The sequence below is a fragment of the Pseudomonas sp. WMBT8 genome (genome assembly GCF_050916005.1).
Lineage (GTDB): Bacteria > Pseudomonadota > Gammaproteobacteria > Pseudomonadales > Pseudomonadaceae > Aquipseudomonas.
On sequence record NZ_CP188096.1, the window covers coordinates 5,282,311 to 5,298,545 of the forward strand.

The 16,235-nt window shown below is 62.0% G+C and carries 13 protein-coding genes; 5 read left to right on the forward strand and 8 right to left on the reverse strand.

What is annotated here, in order from left to right; genetic code table 11:
- Positions 1-12: 12 nt before the first annotated feature.
- Together cydB and ACO77H_RS24040 are read right to left on the reverse strand one after the other, a co-directional pair.
- Complete coding sequence (cydB, locus tag ACO77H_RS24035) at positions 13-1,020, reverse strand: cytochrome d ubiquinol oxidase subunit II (protein WP_029292140.1); 1,008 nt, start codon at positions 1,018-1,020, stop codon at positions 13-15.
- Between the two features lie 3 nt (positions 1,021-1,023).
- Positions 1,024-2,463, reverse strand: coding sequence for a cytochrome ubiquinol oxidase subunit I (locus ACO77H_RS24040; RefSeq protein WP_169951106.1), 1,440 nt, complete (start codon positions 2,461-2,463; stop codon positions 1,024-1,026).
- Between the two features lie 344 nt (positions 2,464-2,807).
- Between ACO77H_RS24040 and ACO77H_RS24045 the strand changes: the two genes are divergently transcribed.
- Positions 2,808-4,040, forward strand: a complete 1,233-nt coding sequence (locus ACO77H_RS24045; protein WP_169951108.1) for an MFS transporter — start codon at positions 2,808-2,810, stop codon at positions 4,038-4,040.
- A 111-nt stretch (positions 4,041-4,151) separates the two neighbouring features.
- Here ACO77H_RS24045 and ACO77H_RS24050 read toward each other — a convergent pair whose 3' ends face one another.
- Positions 4,152-4,598 (reverse strand): DUF4879 domain-containing protein, encoded by a 447-nt coding sequence (locus ACO77H_RS24050; RefSeq protein WP_170041695.1) that lies wholly within the window; start codon positions 4,596-4,598, stop codon positions 4,152-4,154.
- A 211-nt stretch (positions 4,599-4,809) separates the two neighbouring features.
- Here ACO77H_RS24050 and ACO77H_RS24055 point away from each other — a divergent pair, with 211 nt between their 5' ends.
- Positions 4,810-6,105 carry an NCS2 family permease gene (locus tag ACO77H_RS24055; protein ID WP_169951112.1) on the forward strand — a complete coding sequence of 432 codons (1,296 nt, stop codon included), beginning with the start codon at positions 4,810-4,812 and terminating at the stop codon, positions 6,103-6,105.
- Positions 6,102-7,181: a tRNA (uridine(54)-C5)-methyltransferase TrmA gene (trmA, locus tag ACO77H_RS24060; protein ID WP_169951114.1), complete on the forward strand. Its 1,080-nt coding sequence runs from the start codon at positions 6,102-6,104 to the stop codon at positions 7,179-7,181. The genes ACO77H_RS24055 and trmA overlap by 4 nt, the downstream gene beginning before the upstream one ends.
- A gap of 247 nt (positions 7,182-7,428) precedes the next feature.
- Here trmA and ACO77H_RS24065 read toward each other — a convergent pair whose 3' ends face one another.
- The 3 genes from ACO77H_RS24065 to ACO77H_RS24075 form a co-directional block, all read right to left on the reverse strand.
- Positions 7,429-10,179, reverse strand: a complete 2,751-nt coding sequence (locus tag ACO77H_RS24065) for a TonB-dependent hemoglobin/transferrin/lactoferrin family receptor (protein WP_432754651.1) — start codon at positions 10,177-10,179, stop codon at positions 7,429-7,431.
- 250 nt (positions 10,180-10,429) lie between these two features.
- Positions 10,430-11,416, reverse strand: a complete 987-nt coding sequence (locus ACO77H_RS24070) for a FecR domain-containing protein (RefSeq protein WP_170056691.1) — start codon at positions 11,414-11,416, stop codon at positions 10,430-10,432.
- Between the two features lie 62 nt (positions 11,417-11,478).
- Positions 11,479-12,000, reverse strand: coding sequence for an RNA polymerase sigma factor (locus tag ACO77H_RS24075; protein WP_032861829.1), 522 nt, complete (start codon positions 11,998-12,000; stop codon positions 11,479-11,481).
- 216 nt (positions 12,001-12,216) lie between these two features.
- Between ACO77H_RS24075 and aroQ the strand changes: the two genes are divergently transcribed.
- Both aroQ and ACO77H_RS24085 read left to right on the forward strand, forming a co-directional pair.
- Positions 12,217-12,654 carry a type II 3-dehydroquinate dehydratase gene (gene aroQ, locus ACO77H_RS24080; RefSeq protein WP_032861827.1) on the forward strand — a complete coding sequence of 146 codons (438 nt, stop codon included), beginning with the start codon at positions 12,217-12,219 and terminating at the stop codon, positions 12,652-12,654.
- Positions 12,651-13,505, forward strand: a complete 855-nt coding sequence (locus ACO77H_RS24085) for a shikimate dehydrogenase (protein WP_432754652.1) — start codon at positions 12,651-12,653, stop codon at positions 13,503-13,505. Before aroQ ends, ACO77H_RS24085 begins: the two co-directional genes overlap by 4 nt.
- A gap of 74 nt (positions 13,506-13,579) precedes the next feature.
- On the opposite strand, the gene ACO77H_RS24090 is transcribed toward ACO77H_RS24085, so the two are convergent.
- Positions 13,580-14,245 (reverse strand): TetR/AcrR family transcriptional regulator, encoded by a 666-nt coding sequence (locus tag ACO77H_RS24090; RefSeq protein ID WP_432754653.1) that lies wholly within the window; start codon positions 14,243-14,245, stop codon positions 13,580-13,582.
- 71 nt (positions 14,246-14,316) lie between these two features.
- Positions 14,317-16,212 (reverse strand): 3-dehydroshikimate dehydratase QuiC, encoded by a 1,896-nt coding sequence (quiC, locus tag ACO77H_RS24095; RefSeq protein WP_432754654.1) that lies wholly within the window; start codon positions 16,210-16,212, stop codon positions 14,317-14,319.
- Between the last annotated feature and the right edge of the window lie 23 nt (positions 16,213-16,235).

The following is a 16,235-nucleotide window of genomic DNA, read 5'->3' on the forward strand; positions in this document are numbered from 1 at the left end:
GGTTCAAGCCTCCTAGTGATAGCCATCTTCATGGGTCACCTTGCCGCGGAACACGTAGTAGCTCCAGAAGGTGTAGCCCAGGATGAACGGGATGATGAACAGCGTACCCACCAGCATGAAGCCCTGGCTTTGCGGCGGCGCGGCGGCATCCCAGATCGACACCGACGGCGGGATGATGTTCGGCCACAGGCTGATGCCCAGGCCGCTGTAGCCGAGGAAGATCAACACCAGCGTCAGCAGGAACGGCGCGTAATGGGCATTGCGGGCCACGGCACGCACCAGCGCATACATGGTCACCAGCACCAGGATCGGCACCGGCAGGAACCAGAACAGGTTCGGCAGGGTGAACCAGCGCGAGGCGATGTCCGGGTGGGCCAGGGGCGTCCAGATACTGACGATGCCAATCACCGCCAACACGACGAACGCCAGGGGCCGCGCCAGGTTGTGCATCTGCTCTTGCAGCTTGCCTTCGGTCTTCATGATCAGCCAGGTGCAGCCCAGCAGGGCATAGGCCACGATCAAGGCCACACCGCAGAACAGGGCAAATGGCGAGAACCAGTCCAATGAGCCGCCGGCGAACTGGCGGTCAACCACCGGAATGCCTTCAATGAATGCCCCCAGCGCCACGCCCTGGAAGAAGGTCGCCGCCAGCGAGCCGCCGATAAACGCCTTGTCCCACAAGTGGCGCTTGTCATCCTTGGCCTTGAAGCGGAACTCAAAGGCCACGCCACGGAAGATCAGGCCGATCAGCATCAGGATCAGCGGCAGGTACAGCGCCGAGAGCACCACCGAGTAGGCCAACGGGAAGGCGCCAAACAATGCCGCGCCCCCCAGCACCAGCCAGGTTTCGTTGCCGTCCCACACCGGGGCGACGGTATTCATCATCACGTCGCGGTCAGTCTTGCCCGGGATAAACGGGAAGAGAATGCCGATCCCCAGGTCAAAGCCATCCATGACCACGTACATCATGATGCCGAAGATGATGATCACGGCCCAGATCAGCGGAAGATCAATACCCATGACTCAATTCCCCTTGTTCAGAGTGTCGCCGTGATCGGCGTCGCCGCTGTCATCGGCTGCCGACAATGGACGCGCCGGGGTGCGTTGCTGCCCGGGGCCACCGTGGGCCGGTTCGGTGCTGTCGTGGGTGACCGGGCCTTTGCGCACCAGGCGCATCATGTAGCCAAGGCCTGCGCCGAACAGGGCGAAGTACACCACCACAAACAGCGCCAGGGTGATGCTCATCTGCACCACGCTGTGGTTGGAAGAGGCGTCCGCCGTGCGCATCAAGCCGTAGACCACCCAGGGCTGGCGCCCGATTTCGGTGGTGAACCAGCCGGCCAGGATCGCAATCAACCCCGACGGGCCCATCCATAGCGCCAGGTACAGGAACGGTTTGTTGGTGTACAGCCTGTCGCCCTTGCGCAGCCAGAGGCTGAACAGGCCGGTGAAGATCATCAGCATGCCCAGGCCGACCATGACCCGGAACGACCAGAACACGATGGTCGAGTTGGCACGATCCTCAGGCGGGAACTCCTTGAGGGCCGGCACTTGCTTGTCCAGGGAGTGGGTGAGGATCAGGCTGCCCAGGTAGGGGATTTCTACCTTGTACTTGGTGCGCTCTTCCTTCATGTCCGGCCAGCCGAACAGGATCAGCGGGGTCGGCTCATTGCCGATGTTTTCCCAGTGGCCTTCAATCGCCGCAATTTTCGCCGGCTGGTGCTTGAGGGTGTTGAGGCCATGGAAGTCACCGATCACCGCCTGGATCGGCGCGACGATCAGGGCCATCCACATCGCCATCGACAGCATGGTGCGGATCGCCGGGTTGTCCTTGCCCCGCAGCAGATGCCAGGCCGCCGACGAGCCGACAAAAAACGCGGTGGCGACAAACGCCGCCGTGGCCATGTGCGCCAGGCGATAGGGGAACGAAGGGTTGAAGATCACGGCCAGCCAATCGGTGGGGATCACCCGGCCGTCGATGATTTCAAAGCCTTGTGGCGTCTGCATCCAGCTGTTGGAGGCGAGGATCCAGAAGGTCGAGATCAGCGTACCGACGGCCACCATCACCGTGGCAAAGAAGTGCAGCTTGCGCCCGACCTTGTTCCAGCCAAACAGCATCACCCCAAGGAAGCCCGCTTCGAGGAAGAACGCGGTGAGCACTTCATAGGTCAGCAACGGCCCCGTGACAGAGCCGGCGAAGTCCGAGAAGCGGCTCCAGTTGGTACCGAACTGATAGGCCATGACCAGGCCCGAGACCACCCCCATGCCGAAGTTGACGGCAAAGATCTTCGACCAGAAATGGTAGAGGTCACGGTAGGTATCGTTGTGGGTCTTGAGCCACAGGCCCTCCAGTACCGCGAGGTAACTGGCCAGGCCAATGGTGATGGCCGGGAACAGGATATGGAACGAGATGGTGAATGCGAATTGAATTCGGGCGAGATCTAGCGCCTCCAAACCGAACATAAGTCTTCCTCTGTCAGGTAATACCGGCTACAGGCAGGGAGGCCTGCACCCACTGCTCCCACGGATATGGAGTGTGGCGAATTGCAATTCGTTCTTTTTTTACCAACCACGTAGGGATTCTGGCTTCTTGACCCCCACACCAACGCTGCAATCGGCATTGATCTGGATCAAGCATCGTTGAAAGAGTAGTCCCATTTTCCAGGTTGGACTGTGTGGTCTTTTGCCGCGTGACAGGTTGACTCAGCCAAATAGATGCCTTGCTAAGGATATTTGCCTGGCAGCAACTATTTGTTACAGCTTGATGCTAACCTCGGCACTTCCCAGGTTCAGTCCAGTCCTTGCCGATGCCCAGTGAAACCCCGCTGCTGTTACGTCATCACCGCCCTTTTATCGCGTTCTGGCTGGCCCGGATTTTTACCGCCAGCGGCTTCCAGATGCTCACCGTGGCCATCGGCTGGAACCTCTACCAACTGACCGGCAACGTGCTGGACCTGGGCTTGGTGGGCCTGGTGGAATTTGTCCCACGGGTGCTGTTCATGCTGCACACCGGGCATGTGGCCGACCGTTACGAACGGCGCAGGGTCGCCGCCATTTGCCAGACGTTGCAGGCGTTGATCGCCCTGGCCCTGGTCATCGGCAGCCTGACGGACAATGTCACCCGCGAGATGATTTTTATCCTCGCCTTCCTGCTGGGCGCAGCCCGCTCCTTCGAACTGCCCACCACCCAGGCGCTGTTGCCGAGCATCGTGCCCAGTGCCCTGTTTCCACGGGCAGTGGCGGCGGCGCAGTCGGCCCAGCAATCGGCAACCATCGTCGCGCCGGCCCTGGGCGGCTTGCTCTATGCCTTCGGCAGCGCCTGGGTGTATGGCCCGACGGTGCTGCTGTACCTGATTGCCTGCATGCTCACCCTCAACCTGCCCGCGCGGCAGACCCCACTGAACAAGGGCAAGGCCACCCTGGACTCGCTGCTCGCGGGGATTCGTTTTATCCGCAGCCGGCCGGACATCCTCGGGGCGATTTCCCTGGACCTGTTCGCCGTGCTGTTGGGCGGCGCCACGGCGTTGCTGCCGGTGTTTGCCAAGGACATCCTGCTGACCGGCCCCTGGGGCCTTGGGCTGCTGCGCTCGGCGCCGGCGGTTGGGGCGCTGTTGATGTCATTGTGGCTAGCGCGGTTTGCCGTGGACCGGCATGTGGGCCGCGTGATGTTTACCGCTGTCGGGGTATTTGGCGTAGCGACCATCGCGTTCGGCCTGTCCACCTCGTTCTGGTTTTCGCTGGCGGTGCTGGTGGTGCTGGGGGCGGCAGACATGATCAGCATGGTGATCCGCGCCTCATTCGTGCAACTGGAAACCCCCGATGAAATGCGCGGGCGGGTCAGTGCGGTCAATGGGCTGTTTATTGGGGCGTCCAATCAGTTGGGCGAATTTGAATCCGGCGTCACCGCCCACTGGCTGGGCACAGTGCCAGCCGTGGTATTGGGCGGGGTCGGGACGCTGGTGGTGACGGGGGTATGGATCAAGCTGTTCCCGACGCTGGCCAAGCGGGACCGCATGCATACCCCGGCCGAAACGCCCTGAACCTGTAGGAGCCGGCTTGCCGGCGAAAAACCAGAGAGCAACACGGGCCACCAGGCACCCAGCTTTATCGTTGACGATTTTCGCCGGCAAGCCGGCTCCTACAGGGGGCCATCATTGGATGCGCAGCTGAGTCTTCAGGGTGTTGCGCGGCGCATTGATCGATGTGTTGCTGTACTCGAACCAACCGGCGGCGCGGATATCCACGTCAAATACATAGATGTAGCCCATCAATGTGCCAGCGCCATTGCAGGCCTGGCTGACGGAGCCGACCTGGCAGATCGCGGTCTTTTGCCCCGCAAGCCGCGCTCCATCAAAGGTGGCGATGGAATTATTGCCCAGCCCCACTTCCATCACCGAGACCTGTGTCGGCCCACGGTGCTGGCACTGCCGGGTGCTGTCGACGCCCTCGGCGATGGACTCTTTGCACGCCTGGGACTGCACCTGGAATACCCGCACCTCGCTCAAGGCCGGTGCAGGCGCGCCCCACGCCGGTGCCGCCGCCAGCCACAGGCCGATACAGGCGAACGGAGCTAGACTCCACGCGATGGCTTTTTTCATGCTTTGGATGACCCTGGACTGAACGTCGACGGAGTATGCCTCAAGGCCACACTCAACAAAACCGAGGCTGGGCGCCACAGGCCGTCGACCTGCTGGTATGATGCGCCGCTTTTTCCGATCCTCTGTAGAAAACACGCGGCGCTTGGCGCAGTTTGTGCTTTGACTTTGAGGTCAACAAATCACGGCGCCGAGCGCGCCACAGGGAGCAGGCATGCTGGAAAAGCTGTTTCAACTCAAGGCACACAACACCAACGTGCGTACCGAGATTCTCGCCGGTATCACGACATTCCTGGCCATGGCCTACATCCTGTTCGTCAACCCGAGCATTCTCGGCGAGACCGGCATGGACAAGGGCGCGCTGTTTGTCGCCACTTGCCTGGCGGCGGCCATCGGCTCGACGATCATGGGCCTGATCGCCAACTACCCGATTGCCCTGGCGCCGGGCATGGGCCTGAACGCCTTCTTTACCTACACCGTGGTCCTGCACCTGGGCCATACCTGGCAAGTGGCGCTGGGTGCGGTGTTTATCTCCGCCGTGCTGTTTTTCCTGCTGTCGATCTTCCGCATCCGCGAATGGATCATCAATGCCATCCCCCTGCCCCTGCGCTCGGCGATTGCCGCCGGTATCGGCCTGTTCCTGGCGCTGATCGCCCTGCATAACGCCGGCATCGTGGTCAGCAACCCGGCGACCATGCTGGGCATGGGCGACCTGGCCAAACCCGCACCCATCCTCGCCACCCTGGGGTTCTTCCTGATCGTGGCCCTGGAAGCCTTGAAAGTGCGCGGCGCGGTGTTGATCGGCATCCTCGCGGTGACCATCGCCGCCATCGCGCTCGGCGTCACCCCATTCGGCGGCGTGGTATCGATGCCTCCGTCCCTGGCCCCGACCTTCCTGCAACTGGACATCGCCGGCGCCCTGGACGTGGGCTTGATCAGCGTGATCTTCGCCTTCCTGTTCGTTGACCTGTTCGACAACTCCGGCACCCTGATCGGCGTCGCCAAGCGCGCCGGCCTGATGGGCAAGGACGGCCACATGCCGAAAATGGGCCGCGCCCTGATTGCCGACAGCACTGCGGCCATGGCCGGTTCGTTGCTGGGTACCTCGACCACCACCAGCTACATCGAGTCGGCGGCTGGCGTGAGTGCGGGTGGCCGCACTGGCCTGACCGCCATCGTGGTCGCGATCATGTTCCTGCTGGCGCTGTTCTTCTCGCCGCTGGCGGCCAGCGTCCCGGCATTTGCCACCGCACCCGCGCTGCTGTTTGTCGCAGTGTTGATGACCTCGGGCCTGGCGGAAATCGACTGGGACGATATTACTGTTGCCGCGCCGGTGGTGATCACCGCCCTGGCGATGCCCTTCACTTACTCCATCGCCAACGGCATCGCCTTCGGCTTCATCGCCTGGACCGGTATCAAGCTGCTGACAGGCCGCTACCGTGAACTCAACCCAGCGCTGGTGATCCTGTCGATCCTGTTCGTGATCAAGCTAGGCTGGTTCCCCGCATGACTTTTGACGCAGCAAGTTACGCCCTGCAACTGCAAGAAAAGGTCACGCGCTTGCGTGACCTGCTCGCGCCGTTCGATGCGCCCGAGCCACAGGTATTCGATTCGCCCCTGCAGAACTTCCGCCTGCGCGCCGAGTTCCGCCTGTGGCGCGAAGGCGGTCAGCGCCACTACGCGATGTTCTCCCAGGACGACAAGCGCACGCCGATCCTGATCGAAGAGTTTCCCATCGCCAGCCTGCGCATCAACCAGCTGATGCCGCAACTCAAGGCCGCCTGGCAAGCCAGCGCCGCCCTGAGCCACAAGCTGTTCCAGGTGGAGTTCCTCACCACCCTGGCCGGCGATGCGATGATCACGCTGTGCTATCACCGCCCGCTGGATGAGCATTGGCACACCGCTGCCAACAAGCTGGCGGCCGACCTGAACGTCAGCATCATCGGCCGTTCCAAGGGCAAGCGCGATGTGATCGGCCACGACTATGTGGTGGAGAAACTCGATGTCGGCGGTCGCACCTTCAGCTATCGCCAGCCCGAAGGCGCCTTCACCCAGCCCAACGGCACGGTGAACCAGAAGATGCTCAACTGGGCCTATGACGCCCTGGGCGATCGCAGTGATGACCTGCTGGAGCTGTATTGCGGCAACGGCAACTTCACCCTGCCCCTGGCTACCCGCGTGCGCAAAGTGCTGGCCACCGAGATCAGCAAGACCTCGGTCAACGCCGCCCTGAGCAACCTCGATGAAAACGCGGTGGATAACGTCACCCTGGTGCGCCTGTCCGCCGAAGAACTGACCCAAGCCCTGAACGAAGTGCGGCCATTCCGACGCCTGCACGGTATCGACCTCAAGAGCTATGAGTTCGCCAGCATCTTCGTCGACCCGCCCCGCGCAGGCATGGACCCGGACACCTGCGAGTTGACCCGGCGCTTCGAGAACATCCTGTACATCTCCTGCAACCCGGAAACGCTGGCGGCGAACATTGCGCAACTGCACGACACGCACCGCATCACCCGGTGTGCGATGTTCGACCAGTTCCCGTGGACCCACCATATGGAATCGGGCGTGCTGCTGACCCGGCGCTAAACCCTCGGTCCCTGCAGATCTGGAAAAATGTAGGAGCGGGCTTGCCCGCGATTGCGGTGTATCAGTCAAAATCTATCTGGCTGACCCACCGTAATCGCGGGCAAGCCCGTTCCCACATAAGCCCGCTACCCCGGCTGTGCATCATTGCTCCTTGCGTGGCCGGCCGCCCTGCTTGCCATTGGCGCGGGCGGCGGCCGACTTGGCGGCGCCTTCTAAGTGCCAGGGCCGGAAGGCTGGAGCACCTTGCTCAGAACTTGTACTCAAGCATCCCGCTCAACGTACGGCCCCGCGCCAGGCTGAGGTTGTTGGCGTCGCCCATGGCCACGAAATAGGCTTCATCGGTGGCGTTTTCCAGGGCCAGGCCAAGGTTCAAGTGGTCGGTCATCCAGTAACTGGCATACAGGTCGTAGAGGGTGTACTGCGGCCACAGCGCCTGGTCGATAAAGTCATAACCCTGCTGGTTGAGGTTGGCACCGTTGCCCGAGCTGTAGCGCACCCGCACGCCGGTATCCAGGCGTTTTTCCAGGAACCGCGCGCCCAACGTCACCGAGCCGCGATCCGCCGGCATATAGGTGGCGTTGCCCATGATCCGCCCGCAACTTTCCTTGTTGTTGGCAACGTCATCATCCAGCACTTCATAAGTAGTGACCGGCCGGATGCCGGGGCGCCCGTCCGGGCGGATGTAGGACTCGATCCGCGTAGTCCGCGGCCCGCTGGTCTTGGCTCCGCCCATGTAGTAGTTCTTCGAGCAGAAGTCGTTACTGCCGATCATATGGGTGTAGCTCAAGTTGGCGTAGGCCCGGCCCATGTCGTAGTTGAGCTGGTACTCCATACCGCGAAAGCGCGTCGGGCCGGTGTTGTTGACGTAGGCCATGGTTCCGAGAAAACCGCCGACACTGGTATCTGGCAAGCTGACGCTGTGGTTGAGGAACGAGAAGTTGTCGATCTTGGTATCGAAGTAGGCGACCTTCATGCCCAGGCGGTCGTCGTTGAAAAACAGCCCTTCCTTGAACACGTTGACGCCCATTTCCCAATCCCGCGACTCTTCAGCCTTAAGGTACGGGTTGGGGAACACCCGCTCTGCCGAGCTGCCACCATGGGGGCGACCGGTCATGAAGGTTTCCGTGACCGCCGGCGGGCGCCAGCCCTTGCCCCAACGCGCATAGAGTTGCATCCACTCAAGCCCCGGCTTGACGCCGATGCCGAAGGTGGGCGAGAAGTGCCCCTCTTCATTATCGATATCAAACACCTCGGCCACACGCTTGGCGCCCACCAGGCTGTTGTAGAAACGGTCGCGCTTGTACAGGGTCATCCCGGTTTTGCCTTCAAGCCGGTAGCGGTCGTAACGCAGGCCGGCATCCAGGGTCAGCCAGTTGCCATATTCGTATTGCAGGTTGTTGAACAAGCTGGCGATGGTGCGTTTACCGCCCGGGGTGTCGCCTTCGACATACGGCAGCAGCCCCTGGAGGTTGAGCGCCTCGACCTTGTTGGTGCGCGGCTTGAATTGGTCCTGGTACATCTCCAGGCCGTAGTTCCATTTGACCCGGCCCAGCGCCTCGAAATCGAAGCGCGAGGTGTTGTCCGCTTGCAGGCCCCAGGTATCGGTCTGGAAGTGATCGGTGTAGCCGCCAACCTCGTTGCCCGTACCAGGTGACGACAGGTTTGGCGCATTGGTGCGCTCCAACTGGGTGCTGACGTAATACGCCTTGGCCTTGAAATCGATCAGCGGGTTGTCTGGCGTGTAGCTGTAGTCCAGCGCGACGTTCTTGGCCGCAAGGTTGTTCTTGCTCACGCGCCGGTAGTAAACGCTTTGTGCATCGTCGGCGGTATAGGCCCAGGCGTCGTTGCTGTCACTGTCGCTTTGCAGGTAGCTCAGTTGCACACGCTGGTCATTGGGCAGGTTCAAGCCCAGTTTGACGATCTGCGAGCGAGTCACGCTGCCCATATCGCCGACCTCGCTGTTCAACCAATCGTCAAACGCCTCGGGCTGATACTTGCGCGCGCGCAGGTTGGTGCCCAGCTTCTGGTCGTTGTGGGTGCCGGCGTGGTAGTCGCCGAAATGCCGCTCGCTGTAACCCAGCAGCACATCGCCACGCTCATCGCCAAAGGCAAATACACCGCTGCCATTGAAGTGGGTGCCATTGCCCAGTTTGCCGATGCCATTACCCGCGCGCAGACGCCCGCCGTACTCCTTGCCATCGGCCAGGAACTCGCTGGCGTCCAGGGTCTTGAATGACGCAATACCACCGAGCACCGCCGCACCGCCCATGCCCGACTGGCTGCCTTTGTCGATCTCGATGCTGGAGATAAATTCAGGGTCGATCACCATCGTGCCGTTGCGCTGCTGGTGGCCGTTGACGTTGAAGTTCTGGCGCATGCCGTCAATGTTCATATTGACCCGGCCATAGTCCTGCACCCCACGGATATTCACCGACAAGCCAGGGTCACGCTGGTTGACGGCGGTGTAGACACCGGCGGTTTCCTCGAGCATGTCGGCGGCGTGCCGGGGTGGGCGCTTGTCGATCTGCTCGCGGGTGATCACCGCCACCGAGCGCGGGGTTTCATACACCCAGTCACTGGGCTTGCCGTTGGTGTTGGCGTTGATGGTGGTGGTGCCGACGGTCAACGCGTTGTCCTGTTCGACATTGACGCGATTGAGGGTGACCTGGCGCTCGCCGGTGAAGCGATACTCCACCGGCGCACTGCCCAACAAACGCCCCAGGCCTTCCTGGACACTGTATTGGCCCTTCAGCGCGGTGCTGCTGAGGCCTTGCAGGCGCGGGCTATCGAACAGCACCTGCAAACCAGCCTGGTCGGCAAACGCCAGGACCGCGCCGCCCAGGGGTTGGGCGGGAACATCGAACATCAGCGTCGCAGGCTGCGAAGCGCCGGCCACCGGGGCGGCGGCGTAGGCCTGCCCGGCGCTGGCAAACAGACCCAAGTGAATGGCCAGGGCCAACCGGCTGCCGGTGACGCGCCCTTTGGTGATTGCAGACATCGTTGTGATCCCTTCGCTGAGCGTTTTTTGTTTATGCGAATACTTCTCGATTAGCAAGACGCGTCAGGGATAGAGACTCAGTAAGTGTTTCTGAAAATTGTTTGAAGATCAGCCAGGAATGCGGGCTTGTGTAGGAGCTGGCTTGCCGGCGATGCAGGCAACTCGGTCTACCAGGTAGACCGAGGTGATGCTATCGCAGGCTAGCCAGCGCCCACACAAAAGCGCCCGTTCACAGGGAGGTTTGCGTATGTCAGTAGATCAGGCTGACGCCCGCCAGATCAAAGCGTCGCACCTGCAGCTCTTCGGTCAAGGTGCCCAGCGCCTTGTCCAGCATGTCGAGGCGCACCACCGCACTGACTTCACGCTTGCCCAGCTCGGCATTGCGCAGCACCACCCGCCCGGGGCGGTAGCGATTGAGCTCTGCAACCACCTTGGCCAGCGGCTGGCGGTCGAACACCAGCACTCCGCGCCGCCAACTGGTGGCCCGCGCCAGGTCGAAGCCGGGCAGGCCTTTCACACCGTCCTGCGCACTGTAGCGGGCGGCCTGCCCCTCCTCGAGGACCGTGGTTTGCGGCTGGTCTTGCTGGGTCACGGCCACGCTGTGTTGCAGCACGCCCACCCACGCCTGGTCGTCTGCCTCGCGGCCGACCACAAAACGCGTGCCCAGGGCCCGGGTTTGCCCGCCGGCACTTTGCACCACGAACGGCCGGGTTTCCTGCCCGACCATGGGCGCCACGTCAAAAATCGCCGAGCCGGCCAGCAGGCTGATCCGCCGCTGCTCGCCGTCGAAATCCAGGCGGATGGCGCTGGAGGAATCCAGCTCCACGGTACTGCCGTCCGCCAGGCGCACCATGCGCACTTCGCCCTTGGCGGTCAGGTAGTCGGCCTGCATCTGCAGCAAGGCTTGCGGCGCCTGCACCCAGCCAACACCGGCGACCACCAGCAACAGCGCGACACTTGCGGCCACGCGCCATGGCCGCCGACGCTGGGCGCGGCGCAGTGGCATGCCTGCCGACGGCGGGCGCTGGCGATGCACGGGCGTATCTGTTGGCAAATCACCCAGCGCCGCCCAGGTCTGCCGGGCAAAATCCAGTTCCGCGGCGTGGCGGCTGTCGCTGGCAATCCAGCGTTGCAGTTCGGCGTGTTCCTGCACACCCAGCCCGCCCGCATGCAGGCGCACCGCCCAATCGGCGGCGACCTCGGTAATGCTGGGCTGTTGCGACTCCTGGCTATTCACGTGTGAGTCTCGAATTCTCGTTGTATGAAACAGTGACGTTTGAGCAGCGTTTTTTCAGTAAATCATTCGTCGGACGGCGTCACATCGCCCTCCCGCAAACGCTGCATGACATGCGCCAGTGCCTTGGCCAGATGCTTTTGCACTGAACTGTCGGAAATTTCAAGATGCCGCGCAACCTGGGCGTGGGTCATGCCCTCGACGCGGTTGAGGCGGAAAATCTGCTGGGTGCGCTCCGGCAGTTCCGCCAACGCCTGCTTCAATGCCTGTCGCTGTTGCTGCGCCATTGCCTGAGCCTCCAACCCGGCCACTTCATCTTCAATCTCGGCCAACGCCTCATGGGGCACGGAGTCGGTCTTGCGCCGGGCCTCCTGGCGGATATGGTCGATCAAAAGATTGCTCGCCGTGCGGTAGAGATAACCCTGGGAGTTGTCGATCCGCTCGCTGGACGGCTTTTGCGCCAGGCGCAGGAAGCTCTCCTGCACCAGGTCCGCAGCCAACTGAGGGTCCCGTACCTTGCGCAGCAAATACCGGCGCAGGGTATCGGCATGCTTGAGAAACAGGCCCTTGAGATCCACGTCCGACAAACCGACTCCCTGGGGATGTAAAGGAAACAGGCGGGCATCTTAAGCGTTGTCGAGAATGATTTTCAATTGATATCAACTCTTGGGCAGTACCGGCAGGCCGTATTCAGCGTTCGATAATCGAACGGTTATCCACGGCATGGCGCCTGGCCAATTGACCAAATTAACCATTCAGTACATTTTGTCTCCATCAATAAAAACAACAGTGGAGACATCCCCATGCCGCCTATCGTACTGGTCCTCAACGGCCCCAACCTGAACCTGCTCGGCACCCGCGAACCCGCCACCTATGGCCACGAGACCCTGGCTGACGTCGCCGCGCTATGTGGGCGCAGTGCCGAACAGTTCGGGCTGAAACTGGAATTTCGCCAGACCAACCACGAAGGCGAGTTGCTGGACTGGATTCATGGCGCCCGCGCCCGGTGCGCCGGGATTGTGATCAACCCGGCGGCCTGGACCCACACCTCGGTGGCCATCCGCGACGCCCTGGTGGCCAGTGAACTGCCAGTGATCGAAGTGCATCTGTCCAACGTGCATGCCCGTGAACCCTTCCGCCATCACTCCTTTGTTTCCCCTATCGCCAAGGCCGTGCTCGCCGGGTTTGGCAGCCACGGTTATCACCTGGCCCTCGAACATTTCAGTCGGGAGCTCAAATGAAACCGCGCATTCTTGCCGGCCTGATCGGCGCCGGCATCCAGGCGTCCCGCACGCCGGCCCTGCATGAGCAGGAAGGCGATGCCCAGGGTCTGCGCTACTTGTATCGACTGATCGACCTGGACCCGCTGCAACTGGACAACAGCGCCCTACCCGAGCTGCTCAAGGCCGCCGAGCAGATGAACTTCACCGGGTTGAACATCACCTACCCGTGCAAGCAGGTGATCCTGCCGCTGCTCGATGAGCTGTCGCCCGAAGCCCGGGGCATCGGCGCGGTCAACACCGTGGTCTGGCGCGATGGCAAGCGCATCGGTCACAACACCGACTGCCTGGGTTTCGCCGAAGGGTTTCGCCGTGGCCTGCATGAGGCTGCGCGCCAGCGCGTGGTGCAGATGGGCGCTGGTGGCGCGGGCGCGGCAGTGGCCCATGCGCTGCTGGCCGAAGGTGTCGGGCAGTTGAGTATTTTCGATGTGGAGCATGGGCGCGCGCAAAGCCTGGCGGATAACCTCAACCAGCATTTCGGCCCCGGCCGCGCGCATGCCGCCAGTGATCTGGACAGCGCGATGGCGGCGGCTGACGGGCTGGTCAATACCACGCCCATGGGCATGGCCAAGCTGCCGGGCATGCCAGTGCCAGCCGTGTTGCTACGCGCAGATTTGTGGGTCGCGGAAATCGTCTACTTCCCGCTGGAAACCGAGCTGCTGCGCAGCGCCCGGGCCTTGGGCTGCCGCACGCTGGATGGAGGGAATATGGCGGTGTTCCAGGCGGTGAAGGCCTTTGAGTTGTTCAGTGGTGAGAAAGCAGATGCACAAAGGATGCTCGATCATTTCCAATACATGAATACCTCACTGTAGAAACCGGATCCTAATGTGGGAGCTGGCTTGCCAGCTCCCACACAAGCCCGCACGACATTGAATTCGGCGGTGGATCAGGCCTGTAGGTAACGCAGCACCGACTCGCAGATCATCGCGCGATGCCGTTGCTTGATCGCTTCATCCGACAATTCGATCTGAAAAATCTCACTGAAGGTATGGCGGTTGGACACCCGGTAAAAGCTGAACGAGTTGATCAGCAAATGCACATCCAGCGGCTCCAGCCCCGCGCGAAATACCCCCAGCTCCGCGCCCCGGCGCAAGGTCGCGCCCAACGCCTCCAGGATATTGCTGTTCATCGCCTTGATCGCATCCGACTGTTTCACATACTCGGCGTTGTGAATGTTCTCGATGCTGACAATCCGCACAAAATCCACGTTCTGGTCGTGGTGATCGAAGGTGAATTCCACCAGGCGCCGGATCGCTTCACGGGGTTCCAGTTCAGTGAGGTTCATCCGAGTTTCGGTGTTGCGGATATCACCGTAGAGCTTTTCCAGGACCTCGACGTACAGCTGCTCCTTGCTGCCGAAGTAGTAATAGATCATGCGCTTGGAGGTGTGGGTGCGCTCAGCGATGGCGTCCACCCGCGCCCCGGAAAGCCCCTGCTGCACGAACTCGACAATGGCCTCTTGCAGAATGTTCTCGCGGGTTTTTTCCGGGTTGTTCTTGCGACTCTTGCGCGGCGCCAGGGGGGCGTCGGGCAGTTCGGACGTCGGGGTCATGGTGCGCTCACGGCCATTTATGCAGGCCGTGATTATGGGCCGCCGCGTCTCACGAAGGAAGCGCCAACGCCCTACAACTTGGCCTGGCGCACCGCGCCGCTGCGTGACTTCGCCATGGCTGCCAGGCGTACCGCCACATTGGCCGCGCCATAGCCGGCGTAGCCGTTCTTGCGCTGGATGATCTCGAAGAAAAACCGCCCTTCGAACGGTTCGGTGTACACATGAAACAGCTCACCGCCCTGGGCGTCACGGTCGTACAGCACGTTGTAGTACGCCAGTTCGCTGAGGAACTGATCGTCGAAATCAAAACGCGCTGCCAGGTCATCGTAGTAGTTGAGCGGGATATCCAGCAGTGGCACGCCCGCCTCCTTGGCCCGGCTGACTTCGGCGAAAATATCCGCGCAATCGAAGGCAATGTGGTGCACGCCGGAGCCACGGTAGCTCGATAGCGCGTGGGAAATTGCCGTATTGCGGTTCTCGGAAATATTCAGCGGCAGGCGGATCGAACTGCAGCGGCTGCGCAGCGCCCGACTCTTGACCAGGCCATAAGGGTCCGGCAGCACCACTTCATCGTCGGCCTCGAAATCCAGCAGGCTCTTGTAGAACAGCACCCAACTGTCGAGGCTGTCGGCCGGCAAAGCCATGGCCATATGGTCGATGCGCAGCAAGCCGCCGCCGCTGGTGCTGGACGCTTGCAGGTTGAAATCGGTGTCGTAGATCCCGCCGGCATGCTGGTCCACCAGGTAGATCAGGCTGCCATCCGGCGCACGCACCGCCGCCAGCTCCAGTTCGTTGGGCCCGACCAGGCCGCGATAAGGCTGGCCCTTGTAGGCCACCGCCCGCTCCAGGGCCTTGGCGCTGTCCTTGACGCGAATCGCCGTGGCGCACAACGACGGGCCATGGGCCTCGAAAAAGTTGTGGGCAAAGGAGTACGACTCGCAGTTTAGGATCAGGTTGATATCACCCTGGCGCAGCAGGCTCACACTCTTGGAACGGTGCTGCCCGGCCTTGACGAAGCCCAGGCGTTGCAGCCATTGGGTCAGCCGGGCGCCGAGGTTTTCATCCACTGCAAACTCCAGGAACTCGATACCGTCGTACTCGCTGGCGGCCGGGGTCTCGAACAGGATATCCAACGGCGCGGCCTGCTGCTCCAGGCGTTGGCGGGTCTTCTCTTCCAGGTACAGCAGCGAGCGCAAACCATCCGCCGCGTTGGCCCGGGTGGGCGCGGCGCGAAAGCCGTCGTTGAAAATCTCCAGGGACAGCGGCCCGGTGTAGCCACTCTGGATGATCGGCGCAAGAAAACCCGGCAGGTCGAACTCGCCCTGGCCAGGGAAGCAGCGAAAGTGCCGGCTCCACTCCAGCACGTCCATGGCCAGGATCGGCGCGTCGGCCATTTGCACGAAGAAGATTTTGTCACCAGGGATCTGGGCGATAGCCGCCGGATCGCCCTTGAGCGACAAGGTATGAAAACTGTCCAGCAGCACCCCGAGGCTCGGGTGATCGATCTCCCGCACCAGTTGCCACACCTGTTGCCAGGTATTGACGTGCCGGCCCCAGGCCAGGGCTTCATAGCCAATGCGCAAGCCACGACGCCCAGCGTGTTCGGCCAGCAGGCTGAGGTCATCACGCAGGATCGAATGCTCGCCCGTGGAATCCGCCGAGGCATTGCTGCACACCAGCACCAGGTCAGTGCCCAGCTCCTGCATCAGGTCGAACTTGCGCTCGGCCCGCTCCAGGTTGCGCGCCAGGCGTTCACGGCGGCATCCTTCAAAGTCGCGAAACGGCTGGAACAAGGTGATGGCAATGCCCAGGTCGGCACACATCTGCCGCACTTCACGGGGGCTGCCGTCGTAATACAGCAAGTCGTTCTCGAAGATTTCCACCCCATCGAACCCGGCCGCAGCAATGGCTTCGAGCTTTTCCGGCAGGGTGCCGCTCAAGGAAACAGTGGCGATGGAACGTTGCATGGGGTGACTCCCGGCAATGAAGG